Annotated in this window: 17 protein-coding genes and 2 pseudogenes; 14 read left to right on the top strand and 5 right to left on the bottom strand. The window is 71.1% G+C overall.

Features of this window, described 5'->3' with window-relative positions; translation table 11 throughout:
- Positions 1-380 precede the first annotated feature (380 nt).
- Positions 381-920: pseudogene (locus tag AC5DRG_RS12205) on the top strand (hypothetical protein); the annotation flags it as partial.
- Positions 921-1,418: 498 nt separating this feature from the next.
- Positions 1,419-2,246 (top strand): tetratricopeptide repeat protein, encoded by an 828-nt coding sequence (locus tag AC5DRG_RS12200; RefSeq protein WP_491813022.1) that lies wholly within the window; start codon positions 1,419-1,421, stop codon positions 2,244-2,246.
- Between the two features lie 79 nt (positions 2,247-2,325).
- Here AC5DRG_RS12200 and AC5DRG_RS12195 read toward each other — a convergent pair whose 3' ends face one another.
- On the bottom strand, positions 2,326-3,612 hold the full coding sequence (locus AC5DRG_RS12195; RefSeq protein WP_491810097.1) for a DUF1015 domain-containing protein: 1,287 nt from the start codon (positions 3,610-3,612) through the stop codon (positions 2,326-2,328).
- A gap of 71 nt (positions 3,613-3,683) precedes the next feature.
- Here AC5DRG_RS12195 and AC5DRG_RS12190 point away from each other — a divergent pair, with 71 nt between their 5' ends.
- The 4 genes from AC5DRG_RS12190 (at position 3,684) to AC5DRG_RS12175 (ending at position 7,809) form a co-directional block, all read left to right on the top strand.
- Positions 3,684-4,712 carry an HAD hydrolase-like protein gene (locus AC5DRG_RS12190; protein WP_491810095.1) on the top strand — a complete coding sequence of 343 codons (1,029 nt, stop codon included), beginning with the start codon at positions 3,684-3,686 and terminating at the stop codon, positions 4,710-4,712.
- Positions 4,713-4,826: 114 nt separating this feature from the next.
- Complete coding sequence (locus AC5DRG_RS12185; protein ID WP_491810093.1) at positions 4,827-5,870, top strand: FecCD family ABC transporter permease; 1,044 nt, start codon at positions 4,827-4,829, stop codon at positions 5,868-5,870.
- A complete protein-coding gene (locus AC5DRG_RS12180; RefSeq protein WP_491810091.1) occupies positions 5,867-6,922 on the top strand; it encodes a FecCD family ABC transporter permease in 1,056 nt (351 codons plus the stop codon). Before AC5DRG_RS12185 ends, AC5DRG_RS12180 begins: the two co-directional genes overlap by 4 nt.
- A complete protein-coding gene (locus tag AC5DRG_RS12175) occupies positions 6,919-7,809 on the top strand; it encodes an ABC transporter ATP-binding protein (protein WP_491810090.1) in 891 nt (296 codons plus the stop codon). Before AC5DRG_RS12180 ends, AC5DRG_RS12175 begins: the two co-directional genes overlap by 4 nt.
- Here AC5DRG_RS12175 and AC5DRG_RS12170 read toward each other — a convergent pair.
- Positions 7,793-8,140, bottom strand: coding sequence for an SCP2 sterol-binding domain-containing protein (locus tag AC5DRG_RS12170; RefSeq protein ID WP_491810089.1), 348 nt, complete (start codon positions 8,138-8,140; stop codon positions 7,793-7,795). The two genes, AC5DRG_RS12175 and AC5DRG_RS12170, sit on opposite strands and share 17 nt — an antisense overlap.
- Before the next feature lie 42 nt (positions 8,141-8,182).
- On the opposite strand from AC5DRG_RS12170, the gene AC5DRG_RS12165 reads away from it, so the two are divergent.
- The 6 genes from AC5DRG_RS12165 (at position 8,183) to AC5DRG_RS12140 (ending at position 14,259) form a co-directional block, all read left to right on the top strand.
- Positions 8,183-8,512, top strand: a complete 330-nt coding sequence (locus AC5DRG_RS12165; protein WP_491810088.1) for a hypothetical protein — start codon at positions 8,183-8,185, stop codon at positions 8,510-8,512.
- A 7-nt stretch (positions 8,513-8,519) separates the two neighbouring features.
- Positions 8,520-9,335 carry a TlyA family RNA methyltransferase gene (locus tag AC5DRG_RS12160; protein ID WP_491810086.1) on the top strand — a complete coding sequence of 272 codons (816 nt, stop codon included), beginning with the start codon at positions 8,520-8,522 and terminating at the stop codon, positions 9,333-9,335.
- Entirely contained in the window at positions 9,332-10,237 is a 906-nt protein-coding gene (locus AC5DRG_RS12155) for an NAD kinase (protein WP_491810084.1), read from the top strand. Before AC5DRG_RS12160 ends, AC5DRG_RS12155 begins: the two co-directional genes overlap by 4 nt.
- 158 nt (positions 10,238-10,395) lie before the next feature.
- Complete coding sequence (recN, locus tag AC5DRG_RS12150) at positions 10,396-12,114, top strand: DNA repair protein RecN (protein ID WP_491813021.1); 1,719 nt, start codon at positions 10,396-10,398, stop codon at positions 12,112-12,114.
- A 43-nt stretch (positions 12,115-12,157) separates the two neighbouring features.
- Positions 12,158-12,862 carry a hypothetical protein gene (locus AC5DRG_RS12145; protein ID WP_491810083.1) on the top strand — a complete coding sequence of 235 codons (705 nt, stop codon included), beginning with the start codon at positions 12,158-12,160 and terminating at the stop codon, positions 12,860-12,862.
- A gap of 269 nt (positions 12,863-13,131) precedes the next feature.
- Complete coding sequence (locus AC5DRG_RS12140; protein WP_491810081.1) at positions 13,132-14,259, top strand: glycosyltransferase family 4 protein; 1,128 nt, start codon at positions 13,132-13,134, stop codon at positions 14,257-14,259.
- 6 nt (positions 14,260-14,265) lie between these two features.
- On the opposite strand, the gene AC5DRG_RS12135 is transcribed toward AC5DRG_RS12140, so the two are convergent.
- Complete coding sequence (locus AC5DRG_RS12135) at positions 14,266-15,909, bottom strand: PucR family transcriptional regulator (protein ID WP_491810079.1); 1,644 nt, start codon at positions 15,907-15,909, stop codon at positions 14,266-14,268.
- A 233-nt stretch (positions 15,910-16,142) separates the two neighbouring features.
- On the opposite strand from AC5DRG_RS12135, the pseudogene AC5DRG_RS12130 reads away from it, so the two are divergent.
- Together AC5DRG_RS12130 and AC5DRG_RS12125 are read left to right on the top strand one after the other, a co-directional pair.
- Positions 16,143-17,456: pseudogene (locus AC5DRG_RS12130) on the top strand (APC family permease).
- A gap of 46 nt (positions 17,457-17,502) precedes the next feature.
- Positions 17,503-19,104, top strand: coding sequence for a flavin monoamine oxidase family protein (locus AC5DRG_RS12125; protein WP_491810077.1), 1,602 nt, complete (start codon positions 17,503-17,505; stop codon positions 19,102-19,104).
- Between the two features lie 123 nt (positions 19,105-19,227).
- On the opposite strand, the gene AC5DRG_RS12120 is transcribed toward AC5DRG_RS12125, so the two are convergent.
- The gene (locus AC5DRG_RS12120) at positions 19,228-20,610 is read right to left on the bottom strand and encodes an FAD-binding protein (protein ID WP_491810075.1); all 1,383 of its coding nucleotides are present in this window, start codon (positions 20,608-20,610) and stop codon (positions 19,228-19,230) included.
- A gap of 69 nt (positions 20,611-20,679) precedes the next feature.
- Positions 20,680-22,482: a glycoside hydrolase family 15 protein gene (locus tag AC5DRG_RS12115; protein ID WP_491813019.1), complete on the bottom strand. Its 1,803-nt coding sequence runs from the start codon at positions 22,480-22,482 to the stop codon at positions 20,680-20,682.
- Positions 22,483-22,708: the final 226 nt, after the last annotated feature.

Raw genomic sequence — 22,708 nt, 5'->3', positions numbered from 1 at the left:
GACTGCGCGAGAATGACTTGCGGTACCGAAGACAGGAGTCACCCATCATGTCCACCAACTCTCCCGACGAGCGCCCGGAGCGCGACCAGCGCCGCCGGGACAGTGGTGACCGCGGCGACCGTGGCGGGTACCGAAGTGGTCCGCGCCGCGACAGTGATCGCCGTGACAACGACCGTGGTGGTTCCGACCGTGGCGGCCGACCGACGGGTGGCTCGGGTGGCTACGGTCGCCGTGACGACCGGCCGGCAGCTCCCCGGCGTGACGACCGGGGCGATCGGCCCGGTGGCGGCGGCGGTTTCCGCCGGGACGACAACCGTGGCGGTGGCGACCGCGGCGGCTTTGCGCGTCGCGATGACCGACGCGACGGCGATCGTGGGGCTCGTCCCGCTTTCCGGCGTGACGAGCGTTCGGACCGGCCGGACCGGCCGGACCGCTCGGATCGTCCGGCGGGACCCCGTCGTGACGACCGAGGAGACCGTGGCGGTTTCCGTCGGGACGACAACCGTGGCGGTGGCGACCGCGGTGGCTTCGTTCGGCGCGATGACCGCCGTGACGACCGCGGTGAAGGCGACCGTGGTGGGTTCCGAGGTCGGAGCGACGACCGTCGGGATGACCGCGGTGGCCGTCCTGCCGGTGGTGGGTTCCGTCGCGACGACAACCGCGGCGACAACCGTGGCGACCGTGGTGCCCGTCCCGCGGGCGGCGGTTACCGCCGGGACGACGACCGAGGTGGTCGCCCCGCCGGTGGTGGCGGCTTCCGCGGGCGTGACGACCGCAGGGACGACCGGCGTGATGGTGACCGTGGTGGTTTCCGTCGGGACGACACCCGTGGCCGGGACGACAACCGCGGTGAGCGCGGTGGCTTTGTCCGTCGGGACGATCGTCAGGATGACCGTGGTGGTCGTCCTGCCGGTGGTGGCGGCTTCCGTCGGGACGACAACCGCGGTGACCGCGACAACCGTGGTGCCCGTCCTGCCGGCGGCGGTTACCGGCGTGACGACGACCGAGGTGGCCGTCCTGCCGGCGGTGGAGGTGGTGGCGGCTTCCGTGGACGTGACGACCGGGGCGACCGTGGTGGCTTCCGGCGTGATGACGACCGCCGTGATGGTGACCGTGGTGGTTTCCGTCGGGACGACACTCGTGGCCGGGACGACAACCGTGGTGAGCGCGGCGGGTTTGTCCGTCGGGACGACGATCGCGGTGGGTTCCGTGGCCGCAGCGACGACCGTCGGGATGACCGCGGTGGTCGTCCTGCCGGCGGTGGCTTCCGTGGGCGCGACGACCGTGGGGGTCGGCCCGCCGGCGGCGGCGGTTTCCGGGGACGTGACGATCGCCGGGGCAATGACCGGCGTGACGACAGCCGCGGTGGTGGGCGGTTCCGTGACGAGCGGGACCGGGACCGGGAGCCGATCAAGCGGCTGCCGATCCCCGAGGACGTCACGGGCGACGAGATCGACAAGGACGTACGGCAGGAACTGCAGAGTCTGCCGAAGGGGCTTGCCGAGGATGTCGCCAAGAACCTGGTGATGGTCGCCCGGCTCATAGACGAGGACCCCGAGGGCGCGTACGGCTACTCCAAGGTGGCCTTGCGGCTGGCGTCGCGTGTCGCCGCCGTACGCGAGGCTGCTGGGTTCGCGGCGTACGCGAACCAGAAGTACAGCGAGGCGCTCGCGGAGTTCCGGGCCGCGCGGCGTATGACCGGCAACGTGGAGCTGTGGCCCGTCATGGCGGACTGTGAGCGTGGGCTCGGGCGGCCCGAGAAGGCGCTGGACATGGCCGGGGCGCCCGAGGTGCACAAGCTCGACAAGGCCGGCCAGGTGGAGATGCGGCTCGTCGCGGCCGGTGCCCGGCGTGACATGGACCAGATCGACGCGGCCATCGTGACGCTGCAGAGCCCCGAGCTCGCCTCCAACTCCGTACAGCCGTGGACCGCGCGGCTGCGGTACGCGTACGCCGACGCCCTGCTTGCCGCCGGGCGTGAGGGTGAGGCGCGGGAGTGGTTCGCCAAGGCCATCGAGGCCGACAAGGACGGCAGCACGGACGCATCCGACCGGCTCGCGGAGCTGGACGGCGTGGAGTTCGTCGACGCTCTCGTCGAGGAGGGCGACAGCGACCGTGACGCCCAGCCTCAGGACGCCTCCGTCGAAGACGAGGATGAGGATGAGGACGGGCCTGAAGACGGGCCTGAAGACGCTGCCTTGGACGAGGTCGTCGACGTCGACGTCGAGAGCGACGACAAGGGCTGACGTCAGTCAGTGAACAGGGGCGGGATCCCATGCCGGGATTCCGCCCCTTTCCTGTTTCCGCCTTGCCTCGGCGCTCTGCTCAGAGTTCCAGCGCCCGCAGCACCAGGCCCGACGCCGGCTTGGGGCCGAACGACGTCGACTTGCGGGGCATGGTGACGCCCTGGCGGGCCAGTTCGCGGACGACCTCCTCGCGGACCGGGTGCATCAGGACGGCCGTACCGCCGTCGCGTTCCGCCTTCTCGACCGTGGCCTCCGTGTCGTGGATGTAGGCGATATGGGCCGGGGAGTCCTCGGGGATGCGCCAGACGTGGTCGAGGAGCGTTGCGTGCAGGACCGTCGCGTCCAGGGTGCGCCAGGCGGCCGGGTGGTCGGCGGGGATCGTGCGGGCGAGGAGGTCCGGGGCGGGGCGGTCGACGAGGTGGAAGGCGCCGTCGCCGGCGAGGAGGAAGGCGTTGCCCGCGCAGGCCGCGTCGGCGAGCGTCTCCAGGGCCTGTGGCAGGGGCGTTTCGAGGCGGCGTATGCGGAAGAGGCCGTCGAGGGCCGTCAGCGCGTCGGTGACCGGGAGGCCGTGCAGGAGTCGGTGGATCGCACGCACGCGCAGGGGGTAGCGGACCGTGTCCACCAGGAGGACCAGGCCGTAGTCCCAGGGACTGGGGGAGGCGTGCTCCGCGCGTAGACGCAGATACGTCGCCCAGCGGTGGTGGCCGTCGGCGATGAGGGCCTGGTGGTGGGCCAGGTCCGACTGGATCTTTTTGAGGTCGGTGGGGTCGGTGACCGACCACAGGCGGTGGCTGAAGCCGTCCTCCGTGGTCGTCGAGAGCAGGGGGGCGCTTTCGGCGGTGCGCTCGATGACCGTGGCGGTCGTGGAGCCTTCGCCGCGGTAGGTGAGGAGCAGGGGCTCCAGGTTCGCGCGCGTGGCGCGCATCAGGGCCGCGCGGTCCGCCACGACATGCGGCATGACGTCCTCGTGGGGCAGGACCACCTGCTCCGACGGTTCGGACACGCGCAGGGCGCCGATGATGCCGCGTTGCAGCATGCCGTTGCCGTCGCGTTGCTCGTAGACGTACAGGCCCGGCTCGGAATCGGTGGTCAGGACTCCCTCGGCCAGCCAGCGGTGCAGGGTCTCGGCGGCCTGTTCGTTGCGGGCGTCGGAGGTGATGGCCTGCGGGAGGATCAGGCGGACGATGTTGTGCGGGTCGGCGGACTGGAGCTGGTACACGCCGTCGGGGCGTACGACGACGTCGTACGGCGGAGATGTCACGGAGGCGAGGCTGCCGACCCGGTCGGGGTCGTAGCGCAGGCCTCGGAACGGGGTGAGTTCCAGGCCTCGGTGCGCCTTCGCTTCCGAGTGACCTGCTGAGTTCATCCCGGCATCGTACGTGTGTCAGTGGCATGAGCGATGATCGGTGAAAGGGATCGAGCGAGGAGCGATGTGGAATGAGCCAGAGCGTCAGGACAAGGCCCGAGGGCAGTGGTCGGGCCCTGAGCGAGGCGTATGACACGGCACTGCTCGACCTGGACGGGGTGGTGTACGCGGGTGGGAACGCGATCGTGCACGCGGTCGATTCGCTCGCCACGGCCCGCGCGGGCGGGATGCATCTCGCGTACGTGACCAACAACGCGCTGCGGACGCCCGACGCCGTGGCGAACCACCTCACCGAGCTGGGGATTCCGACCGGAGCGTCCGACGTCATCACCTCCGCGCAGGCTGCCGCCAGGCTCATCGCCGAGCAGGTGCCCGCGGGCGCGCGCGTGCTGGTGATCGGCGGGGAGGGGCTGCGGGTCGCCCTGCGGGAGCGCGGGCTCGAACCCGTCGAGTCGGCCGATGACGATCCGGCGGCGGTCGTGCAGGGGTTCGGCGGGCCCGACCTGCCGTGGGGGCGTTTCGCGGAGGCCTGTTACGCCATCGCGCGCGGGGTGCCGTGGTTCGCGTCCAACACCGATCTGACGATTCCGAGCGCGCGCGGGATCGCGCCCGGCAACGGCGCGGCGGTGGAGGTCGTCCGGATAGCCACCGGAGCCGAGCCGCAGGTGGCGGGCAAGCCGCTACCGCCGATGCACCGGGAGACGATCCTGCGGACCGGGGCGAAGCGGCCGCTGGTGGTCGGAGACCGGCTGGACACGGACATCGAGGGCGCGTTCAACGGCGAGGTCGACTCGCTGCTCGTCCTCACCGGAGTGACCGACGGCGCCCAGCTCCTCGCCGCGCCCCCGCAGCACCGGCCGACCTATGTCGACGCCGATCTGCGCGGAATGCTCACGGGGCAGCCGGAGGTCACCGGGCACGGGGACGGCTTCCGGTGCGGTGGCTGGACGGCGACAGCCGGTGTTGAGCGGCTTGAACTGGACGGTGAGGGTGAGGCGTTGGACGGGCTGCGCGCCCTGTGCGCGGCGGCCTGGACGGCGGCCGGGGACGGCTCCTGCGAGCTGGACGGGGGGAAGGCGCTGGCGCGGCTGGGGCTCTGAGGCGACGCGCGCGTGTTGGAAGGCGGCACCCGTACCGGGCGGTGAACCTGTGAACCCGTATCCACCCATGACACGGGATCGAGACAAAATGGGAGGGTAGGCTAACCTAACTCCGTGTTGGTTGACAGTCCTCCCGAGCAGCGCGCGGAGACCGCCCCCGCGCCCCCAACCCGTCGGGCGATACGTGCCTTTGGGCTCCTCGCCTCCGTCGGGATCCTGATGCTCGTCGCCCTGGCGAGCATCGCGATCGGCGCGAAGGCGCTGTCCATGGACCAGGTCTGGCACGGCCTGTTTCAGGACACGGGGACCTACGGCGATGTCGTCGTCGGTGAGCGGCTGTCCCGTACCGCCCTCGGGCTGCTGGCAGGCGCCGCGCTCGGTCTGTCCGGGGCCGTCCTCCAGGCGCTCACGCGTAATCCGCTGGCCGATCCCGGGCTGCTCGGCATCAACGCCGGCGCGTCCGCCGCGGTCGTCACCGCCATCACCTTCTTCGGCGTCACCACGCTGAGCGGCTATGTCTGGTTCGCCTTCGTCGGCGCGGCCGCGGTCGGTGCGCTGGTCTGGTTCCTCGGCGGGAGCCGGGGTGCCACACCGGTCCGGCTCGCGCTCGCCGGCACCGCGATCAGTGCCGCGCTGTACGGCTATCTCCAGGCCGTGATGATCATGGATGACGCGGCGCTCGGCAAGATGCGCTTCTGGACGGTCGGTTCACTGGCCTCGGCGACCGACTCGACCATCAAGCAGGTGCTCCCGTTCCTCGCGGTCGGCACCGTCCTTGCGCTCGCCCTCGCCCGGCCGCTCAACGCGATGGCCATGGGCGACGACACCGCCAAGGCCCTCGGCGCCCACCTGAACCGCACCCGGGCGCTGTCCATGCTCGCCGCGACCGTGCTGTGCGGCGCCGCGACCGCCGCCTGCGGGCCGATCGTGTTCGTCGGCCTGATGGTCCCGCACGTCGTACGGTCCTTCACCGGGCCCGACCTGCGCTGGATCCTGCCGTACGCGACGATCCTGTCGCCCGTGCTGCTGCTCGGCGCCGACGTCATCGGACGGATCGTCGCCCGGCCCTCGGAGCTCCAGGTCGGCATCGTCACCGCGATCATCGGCGGCCCGGTCTTCATCTTTCTCGTAAGACGGCGTAGGACGGCCCAGCTGTGAACACCGACCGGACCCACCGTGCCAACCGCGCCCTACGGACCCCGGGCGGACTCTCCGTCCGGCTGGACGTCCGTGCCTTCACCGTCGTCGCCCTGCTGGTGCTCGCCGCACTGACCGCGAGCGTCGTGCTGATCGGCACCGGGGACTTCCCGATCCCGGCCGCCGACGTGCTGAAGACGCTGGTCGGGAACGGCGACGCGGGCCAGGAGTTCATCGTCAACGAACTGCGGCTGCCGCGGGTCCTGGTCGGGCTGCTGGTCGGCGCCTCCCTCGGACTCGGCGGCGCGCTGTTCCAGTCCGTCTCCCGCAATCCGCTGGGCAGCCCGGACGTGCTCGGCCTCGGACAGGGCGCCACCGCCGGGGCGCTCGTGGTGATCGTGCTGTTCTCCGGGGACGCGGAGGCGGTCACCGTCGGAGCCCTCGTGGGCGGTCTGGCGACCGGGCTCGCCATCTATCTGCTCGCCTGGAAGCAGGGCGTGCACGGCTATCGACTGGTTCTGGTCGGTATCGGCGTCTCCGCGATCGTCACGGCGGTCAACGGCTATCTGCTCACCAAGGCCGACCTCGTCGACGCGGCCCGCGCGGTCGTGTGGATGACCGGCTCGCTGAGCGGCCGCGACTGGGATCAGGTCTGGCCGCTGCTCCTGCTGTGCTGCGTCCTGGTCCCGCTCGTCCTCGTGAACGCGCGCGGGCTGCGGATGATGGAGATGGGCGACGACGTCTCGTACGCCCTCGGGGTGCGCGTCGAGCGCGTACGGCTGCTGCTGTTGGGGTCCGCCGTGCTGCTCACCGCGGCCGCCACCGCCGCCGCCGGACCCGTCAGCTTCGTGGCGCTCACCGCGCCGCAGCTCGCCCGGCGCCTGACCCGCTCACCCGGACCGAACCTGCTGCCCTCCCTGTGCATGGGGGCCGCGCTGCTGGTCACCGCCGACTGGATCTCGCAGTGGGTGTTCGGCGCCGACCAACTGCCCGTCGGCGTGGTCACCGGAGTGCTCGGCGGCGTCTATCTGCTGTGGCTGCTGGTCACCGAGCGAAAGGCGGGCCGGATATGAGCGCCGAGAACGGAAACGGGCCCACGACACGCGGCTCAGCGAACGAGAACACCCAAAGGAGCACAGTGAACCGCCTGTCCGCCGAGAACGTCACCCTCGCCTACGACCAGCGCGTCATCGCCGAACAGCTGTCGGTGGAGATACCCGACAACTCCTTCACGGTCATCGTCGGCCCCAACGCGTGCGGCAAGTCCACGCTGCTGCGCGCCCTGTCGCGGATGCTGAAGCCGAACGTGGGCCGGGTGCTGCTCGACGGGCAGGTCATCCAGTCGATGCCCGCGAAGAAGGTCGCCCGCACGCTCGGCCTGCTGCCGCAGTCGTCCATCGCGCCCGACGGGATCACCGTCGCCGACCTCGTCGGCCGCGGCCGCTATCCGCACCAGGGAATCCTGCGCCAGTGGTCGTCCGAGGACGAGCGGGTCGTGCAGGAGTCGATGGCCCAGACCGGAGTCGCCGAGCTCGCCGATCGCTATGTCGACGAACTGTCCGGCGGCCAGCGCCAGCGCGTGTGGATCGCGATGGCCCTCGCCCAGCAGACACCGCTGCTCCTGCTCGACGAGCCGACCACCTACCTCGACATACAGCACCAGATCGACGTCCTCGACCTCTGCGCCGAGCTGCACGAGGAGCAGGGGCGCACCCTGGTCGCCGTACTCCACGACCTCAATCACGCCGCCCGGTACGCCACCCACCTCATCGCCCTGCGCGACGGCGCGATCATCGCCGAGGGCGCGCCGAACGACATCGTCACCGCCGAACTGGTCGAGGACGTCTTCGGGCTGCGCTGCCAGGTCATCGACGACCCGGAGACGGGGACGCCGCTGGTGGTCCCGGCCGCGCGCAAGGCACGTACGACAGCGAAGGTCGCCGCTACAGAAGCTTCCTGAGCTGGAAGAGGTCGCGCAGGCCCGCCTCCAGCTTGATCCGGCCCGAGCCCCACGCCTTCGCGAAGTTCAGTTCGCCGTCGACCAGGGCCACCAGGTCGTCGCCGGCCATCGTCAGCCTGATCTGGGCCTTCTCGGGCGGTGGGCCCTGCAGGGTTTCGTGCACCACGATCCGGCCGCCGGTCATGCGGCCCACGAACGTCACGTCCAGGTCGGTGATACGGCAGCTGACCGAGCGGTCCAGGGCCGCCGCCGTGCGGACGTCCCCTTCAGCGCGCTGCATGTTGTCCGAGAGCTTGTCGAGTGCGCTGCGGCACTCCTCAATCGTCGCCATCTCGATCGACGCTACCCCAACGCTTCGGGGTAGCGTCGGGGCATGAGCGACTCATTGCCGGAGGCGGAGGCAGCGATTCCGGAAGCGGCGATTCCGGAGGAAGCCATGGAGGCCGAGCCCACGGTTCGGCTCTCGGCCGCGCCCGAGTACGACCCCGCCGCCCCCGCCCCGCTGAACGTGCACCGCACCGCGACCGGCAACGCCGACGTCGACGCGCAGCTGGAGCGCCTCGGCGATGCCGACCACCTCGCCACGGACGGACACGTCGAGGTGTACGAGGATGTACACCGGGGGCTGCGCGACGCGCTCACCGCGCTCGACGCCCGCCCGGGACCTCCGGCGCCCCCTTCGACGTATGGCAATAGGAGCTGAACCGAACGTGGCAGGAGTGGCACGCCGCCGTCTCGACGCCGAGCTGGTCCGCCGGAAGCTCGCGCGGTCGCGGGAGCACGCCAGTCAGCTGATCGCCGCCGGGCGGGTCAGCGTCGGCAAGACCGTCGCGACCAAGCCCGCCACGCAGGTGGAGACCGCCGCGGCGATCGTGGTCCAGGTCGACGACGGCGACCCCGAGTACGTGTCGCGGGGCGGGCACAAGCTGGCGGGCGCGCTGGAGGTCTTCGTGCCGCAAGGGCTCGTCGTCGAGGGGCGGCGGGCGCTGGACGCGGGTGCTTCGACCGGCGGATTCACCGATGTACTGCTGCGGGCGGGGGCCGCGCAGGTCGTCGCCGTCGACGTCGGATACGGGCAACTCGCCTGGTCTCTCCAAAGCGATGAACGCGTCACCGTCAAGGACCGTACGAACGTACGCGAGTTGACGCTTGAAGCGATCGATGGGGAGCCTGTGGATCTAGTCGTGGGGGATCTGTCCTTCATCCCGCTCGGGCTGGTGCTGCCCGCCCTGGTGCGGTGCGTGAAGCCGGACGCCGATCTGGTGATGATGGTCAAGCCGCAGTTCGAGGTGGGGAAGGAGCGGTTGGGCAGCGGGGGCGTCGTGCGCAGTCCCGAGCTGCGGGCCGACGCCGTACGGGGTGTCGCCCGGCGGGCCGCCGAACTCGGGCTCGGGGTGAACGGGGTCACCGCCAGTCCGTTGCCCGGGCCCTCCGGGAATGTCGAGTACTTTCTGTGGATGCGGGCCGGCGCACCCGAGTTGGATCCGGCCGACGTTGACCGTGCAGTGGCGGAGGGGCCGCGTTGACACAGAACCGAGCTCGTACTGTTTTCCTGCTGGCCCACACCGGGCGGCCTGCGGCCATTCGCAGCGCCGAACTCGTGGTGAAGGGGCTGCTGAAGTCCGGCATCGGTGTGCGTGTGCTGGAGGCCGAGGCCGCGGATCTGCCGCTGCCCGAGAGCGTGGAGCTGGTCAAGGAGGCCACTCCGCAGTGTCTCGACGGGTGTGAGCTGCTCATCGTCCTTGGCGGTGACGGGACGCTGCTTCGGGGCGCCGAGTTCGCCCGTGCGTCCGGGGTGCCGATGCTGGGCGTCAACCTCGGGCGGGTCGGGTTCCTTGCCGAGGCCGAGCGGGATGATCTCGACAAGGTCGTCGACCGGGTGGTGACGAAGGCGTACGAGGTCGAGGAGCGGATGACCGTCGATGTCGTCGTGCATCGCAACGGGGACATCGTGCATACCGACTGGGCGCTGAACGAGGCGGCCGTGCAGAAGGCCGGCGCCGAGAAGCTGCTTGAGGTCGTGCTGGAGATCGATGGGCGGCCGGTTACCGGGTTCGGGTGTGACGGGATCGTGCTGTCCACGCCCACCGGGTCGACCGCGTACGCGTTTTCCGCCGGGGGGCCTGTGGTGTGGCCCGAGGTGGAGGCGTTGCTGATGGTGCCGATCAGTGCGCATGCGTTGTTCGCGAAGCCATTGGTCACTTCGCCGAACTCTGTGCTTGCCGTTGAGGTTCTGCCTCATATTCCGCCCGGGGTTTTGTGGTGTGACGGGCGGCGGACTGTGGAGTTGCCGCCGGGGGCTCGGGTCGAGGTTCGGCGGGGGGCTGTGCCTGTGCGGTTGGCTCGGCTGCATCATGCTTCGTTCACCGACCGGTTGGTCGCGAAGTTCGCGTTGCCGGTTTCCGGGTGGCGGGGGGCGCCTCACTAGCCGGCTGTGGGGGGCTGGGGAGCTTCGGCGAGTGCGGGTATTTCGTGGCTTGTCGCGCAGTTCCCCGCGCCCCTTCAGGTGGGTCCACTCCCCTGGGTGACAGGGTGCCTCGCACTTGGCTGCCCTTACCTCGTAAGGTCTTCACCGTGCTGGAAGAGATGCGGATACGGTCGCTCGGGGTCATCGACGACGCAGTCGTCGAGCTGTCGCCCGGGTTCACCGCTGTCACGGGTGAGACGGGTGCGGGCAAGACCATGGTGGTCACCAGCCTGGGGCTGCTGCTCGGTGGGCGGGCGGACCCGGCGCTCGTGCGGATCGGGGCCAAGAACGCGGTCGTGGAGGGGCGGATCGCCGTGCCCGCGGGCGCTTCCGCCATCGTGCGGGCCGAGGAGGCCGGGGCGGAGCTCGACGAGGGTACGTTGCTCATCAGCCGTACCGTTTCCGCCGAGGGGCGGTCCCGGGCGCATCTGGGCGGGCGGTCCGTGCCGGTGGGGCTGCTTGCCGAGCTGGCCGACGAACTCGTCGCCGTGCACGGGCAGACCGACCAGCAGGGGTTGCTGAAGCTGTCCCGGCAGCGGCAGGCGCTCGACCGGTACGCGGGGGACGCCGTCGCGGGGGCGCTCGCCAAGTACGCGGAGGCCTACCGGCGGCTGCGGGCGATCTCCAACGAGCTCGACGAGATCACCACACGCGCGCGTGAGCGGGCCCAGGAAGCCGACATGCTGCGGTACGGGCTCGACGAGGTCGCCGGCGTAGAGCCGCGGGCCGGTGAGGACGTGGAACTGGCCGAGGAGGCCGAGCGGCTCGGGCACGCGGAGGCGCTGGCGTCCGCCGCCACGGTCGCGCACGCCGCCCTCGCGGGCAACCCCGAGGACCCGGAGGGCGTCGACGCCGCGATGCTCGTCGCGGGGGCCCAGCGGGCGCTGGAGGCCGTACGGTCGCACGACCCGGCGCTGGCCGCGCTCGCCGACCGGATCGGCGAGATCGGGATCCTGCTGGGAGATGTGGCCGGGGAACTGGCGGGGTACGCCGACGACCTGGACGCCGATCCGCTGCGGCTGGCCGCCGTCGAGGAACGCCGGGCCGCGCTCAACGCGCTGACGCGGAAGTACGGCCAGGACATCGACTCGGTGATTGCCTGGGCCGAGCAGGGGGCTTCGCGGCTCACCGAACTCGACGGTGACGACGAGCGGATCGGCGAGCTGACCGCTGAGCGGGACGGGCTGCGGGGCGAACTGAGCGGGCTGGCACAGGCGTTGACGGACGCGCGCGTGGAGGCCGCCGCGCGGTTCGCCGCCGCCGTGACCGCCGAGCTCGCCTCGCTCGCCATGCCGCACGCGCGCGTGTCGTTCGAGATCCGGCAGACCGAGGACCCGGAGGGCGTCGAGGTCGGCGGGCGTACGGTCGCGTATGGGCCGTCGGGCGTCGACGAGGTCGAACTGCTGCTGGCGCCGCACCCCGGTGCTCCGCCGCGGCCCATCGCCAAGGGCGCGTCCGGTGGTGAGCTGTCGCGCGTGATGCTCGCGGTCGAGGTCGTGTTCGCGGGGACCGATCCCGTGCCGACCTATCTCTTCGACGAGGTCGACGCCGGCGTCGGCGGCAAGGCCGCGGTCGAGATCGGGCGGCGGCTGGCGCGGCTCGCCAAGACCGCGCAGGTCGTTGTCGTTACGCATCTGCCGCAGGTGGCGGCCTTTGCCGACCGGCAGTTGCTGGTCGAGAAGACCAACGACGGCTCTGTGACCCGGTCCGGCGTGAAGGTCCTCGAAGGGGAGGAGCGGATCCGGGAGTTGTCCCGGATGCTCGCCGGGCAGGAGGACTCGGAGACGGCGCGGGCGCATGCGGAGGAGTTGCTGGCGACGGCTCGGGCCGATGGGTAGGACCAGCTCGTTCGGGCTCGCCACTGCCGTCACCCGGGTTGGAATGGCCGTTCTGCGAGCCAAGGCGCCGGGTGGACGTGAGCTCTGGGAGCGCGAGAACCACGCCGGGCGGACCGTCGAGTTGTACGCCGGGCCCGCTGCTGCTGCGGGCGCCTCGCTTGGCGTCTCGCGGGTTCATGGATGTGCCGGGTTCGCCGTTCTCGCCGCCGGCGCCTGCGGTGCCTACGACGATGTCGTCGGGGCGGGTGATCCGCGCAGTGGGTTTCGGGCGCATCTCTCGGCGCTCAAGGGTGGTGAAGTCTCCAGCGGGGCCGTCAAGTTGTTCGGTGTCTCGGCTGCTGGGCTGGTCGCGGGGGCGTTGCTCAAGGAGCGGGTCGTCGACAAGGTGCTCGCGGGGGTTGTCATCGCCGGGGCCGCGCACTTCGTCAACCTTGTGGATGTGCGGCCGGGGAGGGCCGTGGGGGCGGTGCTGGCGCTCGGGGCTCCCGGGCTGCTGCGGGGCGGGGTCGCGGGGGAGTTGTCCGCCGCCGCGATGGGCGCCGCGGCGGCCGTGCTGCCCGACGACGCCGGTGCGCGGGCGATGATCGGCGACACCGGGGCGCACGCCCTGGGCGCGGCTCTGGGGGCCGCCATCGTCGCGGGGAACGGACGGGTGGGGCTGGTCGCCCACGCGGCCGCGCTCGTCGCCGCGACGGTGTACGGCGACAAGGTGAGCCAGGTGGCCCGGTCGTCGTTCGCGGCACGCTGACGGCACCCCATCGCCGCGCGCCCCGAAGTGCGCTCCGCCGTACGCCCGTTCGCCTCGACGCGTATGCGAGCCGCCCCGTCTCTTCACTCATGTGAGTGACCCTCGCGGCCGTGTTGCCCAGGTCCTTCACCTCGGCGTTGCCGGAACACCCGTACGGCCTGGCATCCTTGGAGCAGTACGCGTAGGGAAGTCGCGCGGTACACCCCTCCGCCCGATCCTTCTGTACGTTTCTTCGTGACCGCCCGACCCGAACCAGGAGCCCCGGCCACGTGAGCAGCCACTCACCGCACGGCCAGTCGCCGCTGCGCACCGTGCAGGTGCTCGGCGGAGGCAACGCCGGCAGCAGCGCACATGTGCGTTCGCTGACCTCCGGGCTTGTCGCACGGGGCGTGCGGGTCACGGTCTGCGCCCCTGCCGATGCCGATCGCGCCTACGACTTCACCGGGGCCGGCGCCGAGCACGTCCATGTGCCGCGCAGCAGCGACCCGGCCTCCGTGACCGCGCTGCGGGCGGCCTGCGCGGACGCCGACCTCGTGCACGCGCACGGGCTGCACGCGTCCTTCCGGGCCGTCCTCGCGCTCAGCGGGCGGCGCACCCCGCTGGTCGTCACGTGGCACAACCGCGCGCACGCCGAAGGGGCGCGGGCCCATCTGCTGCGACTGCTGGAGCGGCGGGTGGTGAAGGCCGCCACCGTCGTGCTCGGTACGACGTCCGACCTCGTGGACCGGGCGCGCGGTACGGGCGCCCGGGACGCGCGGCTCGCCGCCGTCTCGTTGCCGGGGCAGCGCAAGAGCGTCGACCACGAGGATCCCGACAAGCTGCGTCCCAAGGTACGGGCCGAACTCGGTGCCACCGACCGCCCGTTGCTCATGGCCATCGGCTCGCTCGACCCTCATCGCGGCTACGACACGCTGCTGGACGCCACGCGCGCGTGGCGCGGCCTCGATCCCGTGCCCCTGCTCGTGATCGCGGGGGAGGGCCCGTTGCGCCCCGTTCTCCAGGAGCGGATCGAGAGCGAAGGGCTGCCGGTCCGGCTCATCGGGCGGCGTGACGACGTGGGCGAGCTGCTCGCCGCCGCCGACATCGCGCTGCTGACGAGCAGTTGGGAGTCCCGCTCGGTGTTCGCGCAGGAAGCCCTCCACGCGTGCGTGCCGCTCGTCGCGACCGCCGTCGGCGGCATCCCCGAGCTCGTCGGCGACGCGGCCGAACTCGTCCCGTACGGGGACGCGGAGGCCCTCGCCGACACCGTCGGGGCGCTTCTCGCCGACCCCGAACGCCGGGACCTGCTGCGGGACAAGGGCGTCCGGCAGGCGGCCACCTGGCCGACCGAGGACGAGACCATCGCCCAAGTCCTCAGCGTCTACGACGAGTTGACGCAGCCCCGGCCGTTGCCGTAGCCCGCCTCACGGCACGAGTCTCCTCGCCCGCAGCGCCAGGCTCAACGCCAGGACCGTCTGCGGGTCGTCCAGGTCGGTGCCCAGCAACTCGCCGATGCGGGCGAGGCGGTTGTAGAGGGTCTGCCGGTTGAGGTGCAGCTCGCGTGCCGTCTCGGCCTTGCGCCCGGCGTGCGCCAAGTAGGTCTCCAGCGTGGGCACCAGCGGGGGCTTGGAGCGGTGGTCGTGGTCCCGGAGCGGGCCGATGGCGCGGTCCACGAAGGCCGCGAGGTCCGGGTGGTCGCGCAGCCGCCACAACAGCAGGTCGATGTCGAGGCGCCGGGCGTCGTACCAGGGGAGGTCGGTCAGGCCCTGTGCCGCCGTCGCCGTCTCCGCCGCGTGTCTGAGGCCCGCCGAAGCGGCCGCCCAGCCGCCGGCCACGCCGACCACCACGACGGGGGCCTGGGCGCCGGGCCGTTGCATCCCGGCCCGCTCCACACCCGCCCGCAGTGCCGCCGCCACACGGTCCGCGACCGCCGACCGCTCCGACTCCGAACGCAGGCCGAGCAGCAGAGGGACGCGGCCCTCGACCGGTCGTACGCCCAACAGGACCGGCACCCCCACCGCGGCCAGCTCCTCCGCCACCGCGCGTGCCAGTACAGCCCAGCCGCCGCCGGGGGAGAGCGTGTCGCTCAGCCGCATGACCACCGGCAGCAGGGGGCTGTCGCCCGGCTTGAAGCCCAGGACGCGCGCCTGCGCGGGCGCGTCCTCCGCCGCGATACGGCCCTCGGCGAGGTCGGTGAGGAAGTCGCCGCGCCCCCGTGCCGCCAGCTCCTCCTCCTGCCGCGCCTGCATCAGCACGACGGCCAGGATGCCCGCGGCCCGCTCGGCGGCGATCCGGTGCACCGGTGCGAGGGGCGCGCGCACCGGGAGCAGGACGAGACGCGCGCGCACCGAACCCGTCCCGGGACCGCCCCCCGGCACGTCCACCAGCACCGAACCGGCAGGCGGCGGCGCGTCCTTGTGCTGGCCGCGCAGCCCCTCCCACACCTGGAGCGGATCCGCGCCCTCGGGACCGGCCCCGGCGGCGTACAGGAGCTGGCCGTCCGTCGTCTCCAGGAAGATGGGGTTGCCGCTGAAGTCGGCCAGGATGCCGAGGACCTGGGGGATTCCGCCGCCGCCGAGCAGGGCCTCCGTACATCGGCGGTGCACTTCCTCGGCCCGCTGGAGAAGCGCGTAGTGGCCGTTGACGATCTCGGTGTGGATCTCCTCGGTCACCGCCACGAAGGGCACCTCGCGGTGCAGTTGGACCAGCGGGAGGCCGGTCGTGCGTGCCGTCTCGACGAGGGCCGCGGGCAGGCGGGTGAAGCGCGGGCCCAGCTCCACCACCAGGGCCGCGATGCCGCGCTCGGCCAGGGTGCGGACGAACGCCCGCTGTTCGGCCGGACGGGTGCCGAGCCCGTATCCCGTGGTCAGGAGCAGTTCGCCGCCCTTGAGCAGCGAGGCGATGTTCGGGACCTCGCCCGCGTGGACCCAGCGGACGGTCCGCTGCAGCCGGTCGGCGCCGGCCAGTACCTCGGGGAGCCCGCTGCGCAGCCCGGGCAGTTCGAGCGCCCGCTGCACGGTGATCCCGGCGCCCTGGGTGTCGAAACGGTTGTCCACGCGGCTGTCCATGCAGCGGACGGTACCCGCGCGCGCGTTCCGGGCACATCTCCGACCCGTTACGGAGACGATCACCCGACCCTCGTACCCGACAATGCGTCGTGCCCCGCACCGAATTGCACGACCGCGTGCCTGTTGTGGCATGCGTCACTCCGCCTCCACACTGTCGCATCCGTAAGAAAACGCATCTGTGATCTTCGGATTTCGTTGTGGAAGTGCACGGGAAGTAGGGGAAAGGGGCGGGAATGGCAGAGAATCCCACGCGAGAGGTACAGAGACTCAAGGCGAATTCCGTAGGCCTGGTGGGCGTCGTGTTCATGGCGGTGGCCACCGCCACGCCGATCACCGCGATGACCGGCAACCTGCCCATCGCGGTCGGCTTCGGCAACGGCACGGGTGCGCCGGCCGGCTACATCTTCGCCACCGCCGTCCTGACGGTCTTCTCCGTCGGCTACGTCGCCATGGCCAAGCGGATCACGGCCGCGGGCGCCTTCTACGGCGATATCTCGCACGGCCTGGGCCGGATCGCCGGCATGGCCTCCGGGATGCTCGCCGTGCTGGCGTACATCGTCTTCGAGGCGTCCATCGTGGGCGTCTTCTCGTACTTCGCGAAGACCACCGTCGACGACCAACTCGGCCTCGACCTCCTGGATCGTCTACGCGGCCGCCATGTTGCTGGTCACCGCGATCCTCTCCTACTTCGACATCAACCTGACGGCGAAGGCCCTCGGCGTGATGCTGATCGCCGAGGCAGGTCACTGACCTGTCCGGCGGTCGGGAGGATCGTCGTCAGACGGACGCAAGCGCCGTCAAACCCCGCCGGAGCAATCCAGGCGGGAGTCTCCCGCCCTCTCAGGCGGGAGAGAGCTCCAAGTCTCCTGGATGACGATCGGGGGCGATGGGCTGGTCCGGTAGGTGCACGTTCCTCCGGCACCAGCCCCCTCTACCTCTTCCGCCCCGCCCATACCTTCATTGGCGCCCGCGGGTCGACACCTTCCAATGGCTGCTGATCACGGGCTCGTTCGCCTGCGGTATGGCCTTCCACCAGTGCGCGGCCCGCTACCTGTACGCCATCGGCCGCGAGGGCTTCCTGCACCCCGCCCTGGGCCGCACGCACGTGAAGCACGGCTCGCCGTACATCGCCTCCTTCGTAGATCCACCTGTACACGCTGCTCGCGATCCTCGGCACGATGGCGATCCTCATCGTGCAGACCCTGTGCTCCTTCGCGGTCATCGGCTACTTCCGCGGGAACCACCCCGAGGACCGCCACTGGTTCCGCACCTTCACCGCCCCGCTCGTCGGCGGCATCGGCATGATCGCGGTCGTGGTGCTGCTGGTGGTCGACCTCGACACCGCGGCCGGTACGGCGGCCGATTCGCTCTTCTTCAAGGCCATCCCGTGGATCGTCGGCCTGGTCTTCTTCGGCGGCCTGGGCCTCGGCCTCTACCTCAAGGTGAAGCGGCCGGAGCGCTACGACGTCATCGGCCGGATCGTCCTGGAGGACGCGGCCGAGCGCACCGACGACGACGTCACCGAAGCCTCCGCCACCGCCCTCTGAGCCGAGTTCCTACTTGGGCTCAGCCACCGTTCCGAAAGGCAGCACCGTGTCGCGTACGCACCTCATGCATGTCCTTCGCAACCTCACCGCCGACCACGCGGCCGCCCGGGAGTTGGGCGTCCGCGTCGAGGAGGCGCGCGTCAGACGCCGCTCCCTCCTGAAGGGAGCCGCCGCCCTCGCCGCCACCGCGTCGACCATGGCCGCGGCACCCGCGAAAGCAGCCTCGGCGTCCGCACCCCGCATCGCCGTCGTCGGCGCCGGAATCGCCGGCCTCACCGCCGCGCTCACCCTCCAGGACGCCGGCTACGCGTGCACCGTCTACGAGGCCAACCCGGACCGTGTCGGCGGCCGGATGTACACCCAGCGCGACCACTGGGCGTACGGCCAGACCTCGGAGATCGGCGGTGAGCTGATCGACACCAGCCACAAGAAGATGCTCGCGCTCTGTCGCCGATTCGGGTTGCCTGTCGAGGACTTCCTCGGCGGCGGGCCCAACGGAGCAGAGGAAGTCCTGTGGTTCGACGGGGAGTACTACCCGCGCGACCAGGCCGACGAGGACTTCAAGGACGTCTACCAGGCCCTCCACACGGACCTCCAGGCCTCCGGCGAGGTCTTCTGGAACCAGACCACCGACGCCGGCACCGCCCTCGACAACATGTCGATTTACGACTGGATCGACTCCCGCGTCCCCGGCGGCCACGACTCGCCGCTCGGTCGCTTCATCGATGTCGCCTACAACGTCGAGTACGGCGCCGACACCACCGACCAGTCCGCGCTGGCCCTGGTGCTGCTGATGGGCTACCAGACCAATCCCGGCAAGTTCAACATCTGGGGCCTGTCCAACGAGCGCTACCACATCACCGGCGGCAACGACCAACTCCCCACCGCCATCGCCGCTTCCCTGCCCGACGACACGATCCTGCACGGCTGGTCCCTGGAGGCGGTGAAGGCCAACAGCGACGGCACGCAGACCCTCACCTTCGACGCGTCGGGCAGCACCCGCACCGTCACCGCCGACCACACCATCCTGTGCGTCCCGCTGCCGGTCCTCCAGCAACTCGACCTCACCCAGGCCGGGTTCGACACCCGGATGACCAACCTGCTGCGCGACGCCCGCATGGGCCACTGCACCAAGCTCAACATGCAGTTCACCAGCCGCCCCTGGCTCGGCACCGGCGCCTGGCCGGGCGTCTCCGCGGGCGACTGCTTCACCGACACCGAGGTCCAGCAGACCTGGGACACCACCAAGGTCCAGTCCGGCACGGGCGGCATCCTCATCCAGTACGGCGGCGGCAGCCTCGCCAAGTCGCTGACGCCGGCGGCGCCGTTCTCGTACGAGAGCGATCCCTATGTGAAGAGCCTCGCCACCAGGTACCTGGCCGGGATCGACGCCTTCTTCCCGGGTACGTCGGCGGCCTGGACCGGCGCGGCCCAGCTCTCCGCCTGGCACCTCAACCCGTATGCCCTGGGCGCCTATTCGTACTGGCCCGTCGGCTATCTCCACCGGTACGCGGGCTACGAGGGCGTCGCACAGGGCAACGTCCACATCGGCGGCGAGCACTGCTCGTACGACTTCCAGGGGTTCATGGAGGGCGGCGCGACCGAGGGGGAGCGAGCGGCGCAGGAGGTGATCGACGCGCTGGGTTAGGGCGTTCGCGGTCGGGTACGCGCGCGTGCAGGCGCTCGGCACGTCAAGCAAGCGGGTGGTGGAGGGCGTCCACGGGCGCACGCACCCTCAACGCCCTCAGGCCGGCCTGATGTTTCAACGCCCTCAGGCCGGCCTGATGTTGTGGTTGAAGCGGAACACGTTGTCCGGGTCGTACTGCCTCTTCAGCTGTGCGAGGCGCCCGTAGTTTTCGGCGCCCAGACCGGCGATCACCCGCTCCGGCCCCTCATCTCCGGTGAAGTTGAGATAGACGGCTCCCGTACTCCACGGCTGCACGTCGGCGCGCACGTCCCGCACCCACTGGATGCATCGCTCGTCGTCCGCCGGGTCCTCCCACAGCCCGAAGGGGTGGGCGCCCCACGGCGCGTCGCGGTAGGGCACGGGGTACTCGTGCGGGCCTCCGGCGATCGCACCGCCCTGCGGGAACAGCGCGTGCATGGTGCCCGTCGGCACGGGCACGGACTCCCCGCGGGCGCAGTAGACGTCGACGCAGTCGTCGGGCAGGCCCGTCAGATACTCCGACGACCAGTAGTTCCGCATCCCCGGCGGATCGTCGAGCATGCACTGGACATCGGCGTACGGCATCGCCCCGACGATCTCCGACTCGTGCGGCAGCGCGAGCAGTGGCTCGGCCACCTTGCGCATGTCCGCCTCCCCGCCGGCATACGTCAGCAGCACACTGCTCAGCAGCGTGCCGACCAGGTGCGGCGGGATGAACTCCTCGGGCGGGCCGGTGAGATAGATGACGCCACCGCTCGCCTCGTCCGGGGCGGCGGCGATCACGTCGCGGTAGGTACGGGTGACCTCACGGCCGAACTCCGGAAGGCAGAACACCATCGCAATGGCGAACTCGGGCAGTTCGTGCAGCTTCAGCGTGATCGCGGTGGCGATGCCGAAGTTCCCTCCGCCGCCGTGCAGGCCCCAGAACAGCTCCGGGTTCTCGTCGGCGCTCGCGTGGACCCGGGCGCCTTCGGCGGTCACCAGCTCCACGCCGAGCAGGTTGTCGACGGCGAGTCCGCAGCACCGGTCCAGCCAGCCGGTGCCGCCACCCAGGACGAAGCCGCCGACCCCGGTGGTCGAGACCCGGCCGCCGGTGGTGGCGAGGTCGTACGGCTGGCAGGCCAGGTCCAGGTCGCTCATCGTGGCGCCGCCCGCGATCCGTACCGCCTCGGCCCCGGGATGGACGGTGACCGCGCGCATATGGCGCAGGTCGACGACCAGCCCGCCGTCGTTCAGAGCCGAACCCGCCACGCTGTGCCCACCGCCGCGCACCGCGATCGGCAGATCCAGGTCACGGCCGAAGCGCACCGCCCGTACGACGTCGGCCTCGTCCACGCACTGGGCGATCACCGCGGGCCGCTTGTCGATCATCGCGTTGAAGACGGTCCGGGCGTCGTCGTACCCCGGATCCCCCGGGGCGAACACGTCGCCGACCAGATCCTCACGCAGCGCGTGGAGAGCCGCGCCCGCCTTCGATGGGGAAGCCATGGCCATCCCCTCCCGGAAAGGGGTGATTGTCCGCTTCCAGGGTAGGCGGGCGCGAGCCGGCGGTCCTGTTCAGCCGCCGTAGGCCCCCGAAGCCGTCAGTCGCAGCGCCGTGTCGATCAGCGGAACGTGGCTGAACGCCTGCGGGAAGTTGCCGACCTGGCGCTGGAGGCGCGGGTCCCACTCCTCCGCCAGCAGACCGAGGTCGTTGCGCAGCGACAGCAGCTTCTCGAAGAGCTTGCGGGCCTCGTCGACGCGGCCGATCATCGCGAGGTCGTCGGCCATCCAGAACGAGCAGGCGAGGAAGGCACCTTCGTCACCGGGGAGCCCGTCGACGCCCTCCTCGCCGCCCGAGGTCGGGTAGCGCAGGATGAAGCCGTCCGGCGTGGACAGCTCGCGCTGGATCGCCTCGATCGTGCCGATGACGCGCTTGTCGTCGGGAGGCAGGAAGCCCATCTGCGGGATGAGCAGCAGGGACGCGTCCAGCTCCTTCGAGCCGTACGACTGCGTGAAGGTGTTGCGCTCCTTGTCGTAGCCGCGCTCGCACACGTCCCGGTGGATGTCGTCGCGCAGTTCGCGCCAGCGCTCCAGCGGGCCGTCCGCGTCCCCGGACTCGATGAGCTTGATCGTGCGGTCGACGGCGACCCAGGCCATGACCTTGGAGTGCACGAAGTGCCGGCGTGGGCCGCGCACCTCCCAGATGCCCTCGTCCGGCTCGTCCCAGTGACCCTCCAGGTAGCGGATCAGCTTCAGCTGGAGGAGGGAGGCGTAGTCGTTGCGGGCCAGGCCCGTCATGTGCGCCAGGTGCAGGGCCTCGGTGACCTCGCCGTACACGTCCAGCTGGAGCTGGTGCGCGGCGCCGTTGCCGACCCGGACCGGGCCCGAGTTCTCGTAGCCGGGCAGCCAGTCCAGCTCCGCCTCGCCCAGCTCGCGCTCGCCGGCGATGCCGTACATGATCTGCAGGTTCTCGGGGTCGCCGGCCACCGCCCGCAGCAGCCACTCGCGCCAGGCGCGGGCCTCGTCGCGGTAGCCGGTGCGCAGGAGCGAGGAGAGCGTGATCGCCGCGTCGCGCAGCCAGGTGTAGCGGTAGTCCCAGTTGCGGACGCCGCCGATCTCCTCCGGGAGCGAGGTCGTGGGCGCGGCGACGATGCCGCCCGTGGGGGCGTACGTCAGGGCCTTGAGGGTGATCAGCGAGCGGACCACGGCCTCGCGGTACGGGCCGTGGTACGTGCACTGCTCGACCCACTCGCGCCAGAAGTCCTCGGTCGCCTCCAGCGCCTGCTCCGGCTCCGGCAGCGCGGGCGGCTGCTTGTGCGAGGGCTCCCAGGAGATCGTGAAGGCGATGCGGTCGCCCGGCGCGACCGTGAAGTCCGAGTACGTCGTCAGGGACTTTCCGTAGGTCTCGCAGTCGGTGTCGAACCACACCGAGTCGGGGCCCGCGACGGCGACCGTGCGGCCCTCGTGCTTGTGCACCCACGGGACGACCCGGCCGTACGAGAAACGCATCCGCAGGGCCGAGCGCATCGGGACGCGGCCCGAGACGCCCTCCACGATGCGGATCAGCTGGGGGGCGCCGTCACGTGGGGGCATGAAGTCCGTGACGCGGACCGTGCCGCGCGGGGTGTCCCACTCCGACTCCAGGATGAGCGAGTCGCCGCGGTAGCTGCGCCGGGCCGCCGTGGGCGGCGGCGCGTCCGCCGCGTGCGCGGGGCCCAGCCGCCAGAAGCCGTGTTCCTCGGTGCCCAGCAGGCCGGCGAAGATGGCATGCGAGTCGAAGCGGGGCAGGCACAGCCAGTCCACCGTGCCGTCCCGGCAGACCAGCGCGGCTGTCTGCATGTCTCCGATGAGTGCGTAGTCTTCGATGCGCCCGGCCACGTGCAACTCCAGTCGAACGGCCACGTCACCCCCGACAGGAAACGGGGGCTGTCGCTAGTGCGGTCAAGGGGGTCGTTGTAAAGCGTCGTTGAGCGGTGAAGCAAAACAGTCATTGCCGCTGTGATGCAAAACGACGATTTGATGCTCAACGAACTGACGAGCTTTCGTTGTTCCGGTGGTTACGGGCGGGGGTGGTGCCGTCTTCCCGGCCGGGCTCGGCAGCGAG

This window comes from Streptomyces sp. JLBG701, from assembly GCF_058544905.1.
This window is presented reverse-complemented; position numbering and strand designations above follow the sequence as displayed.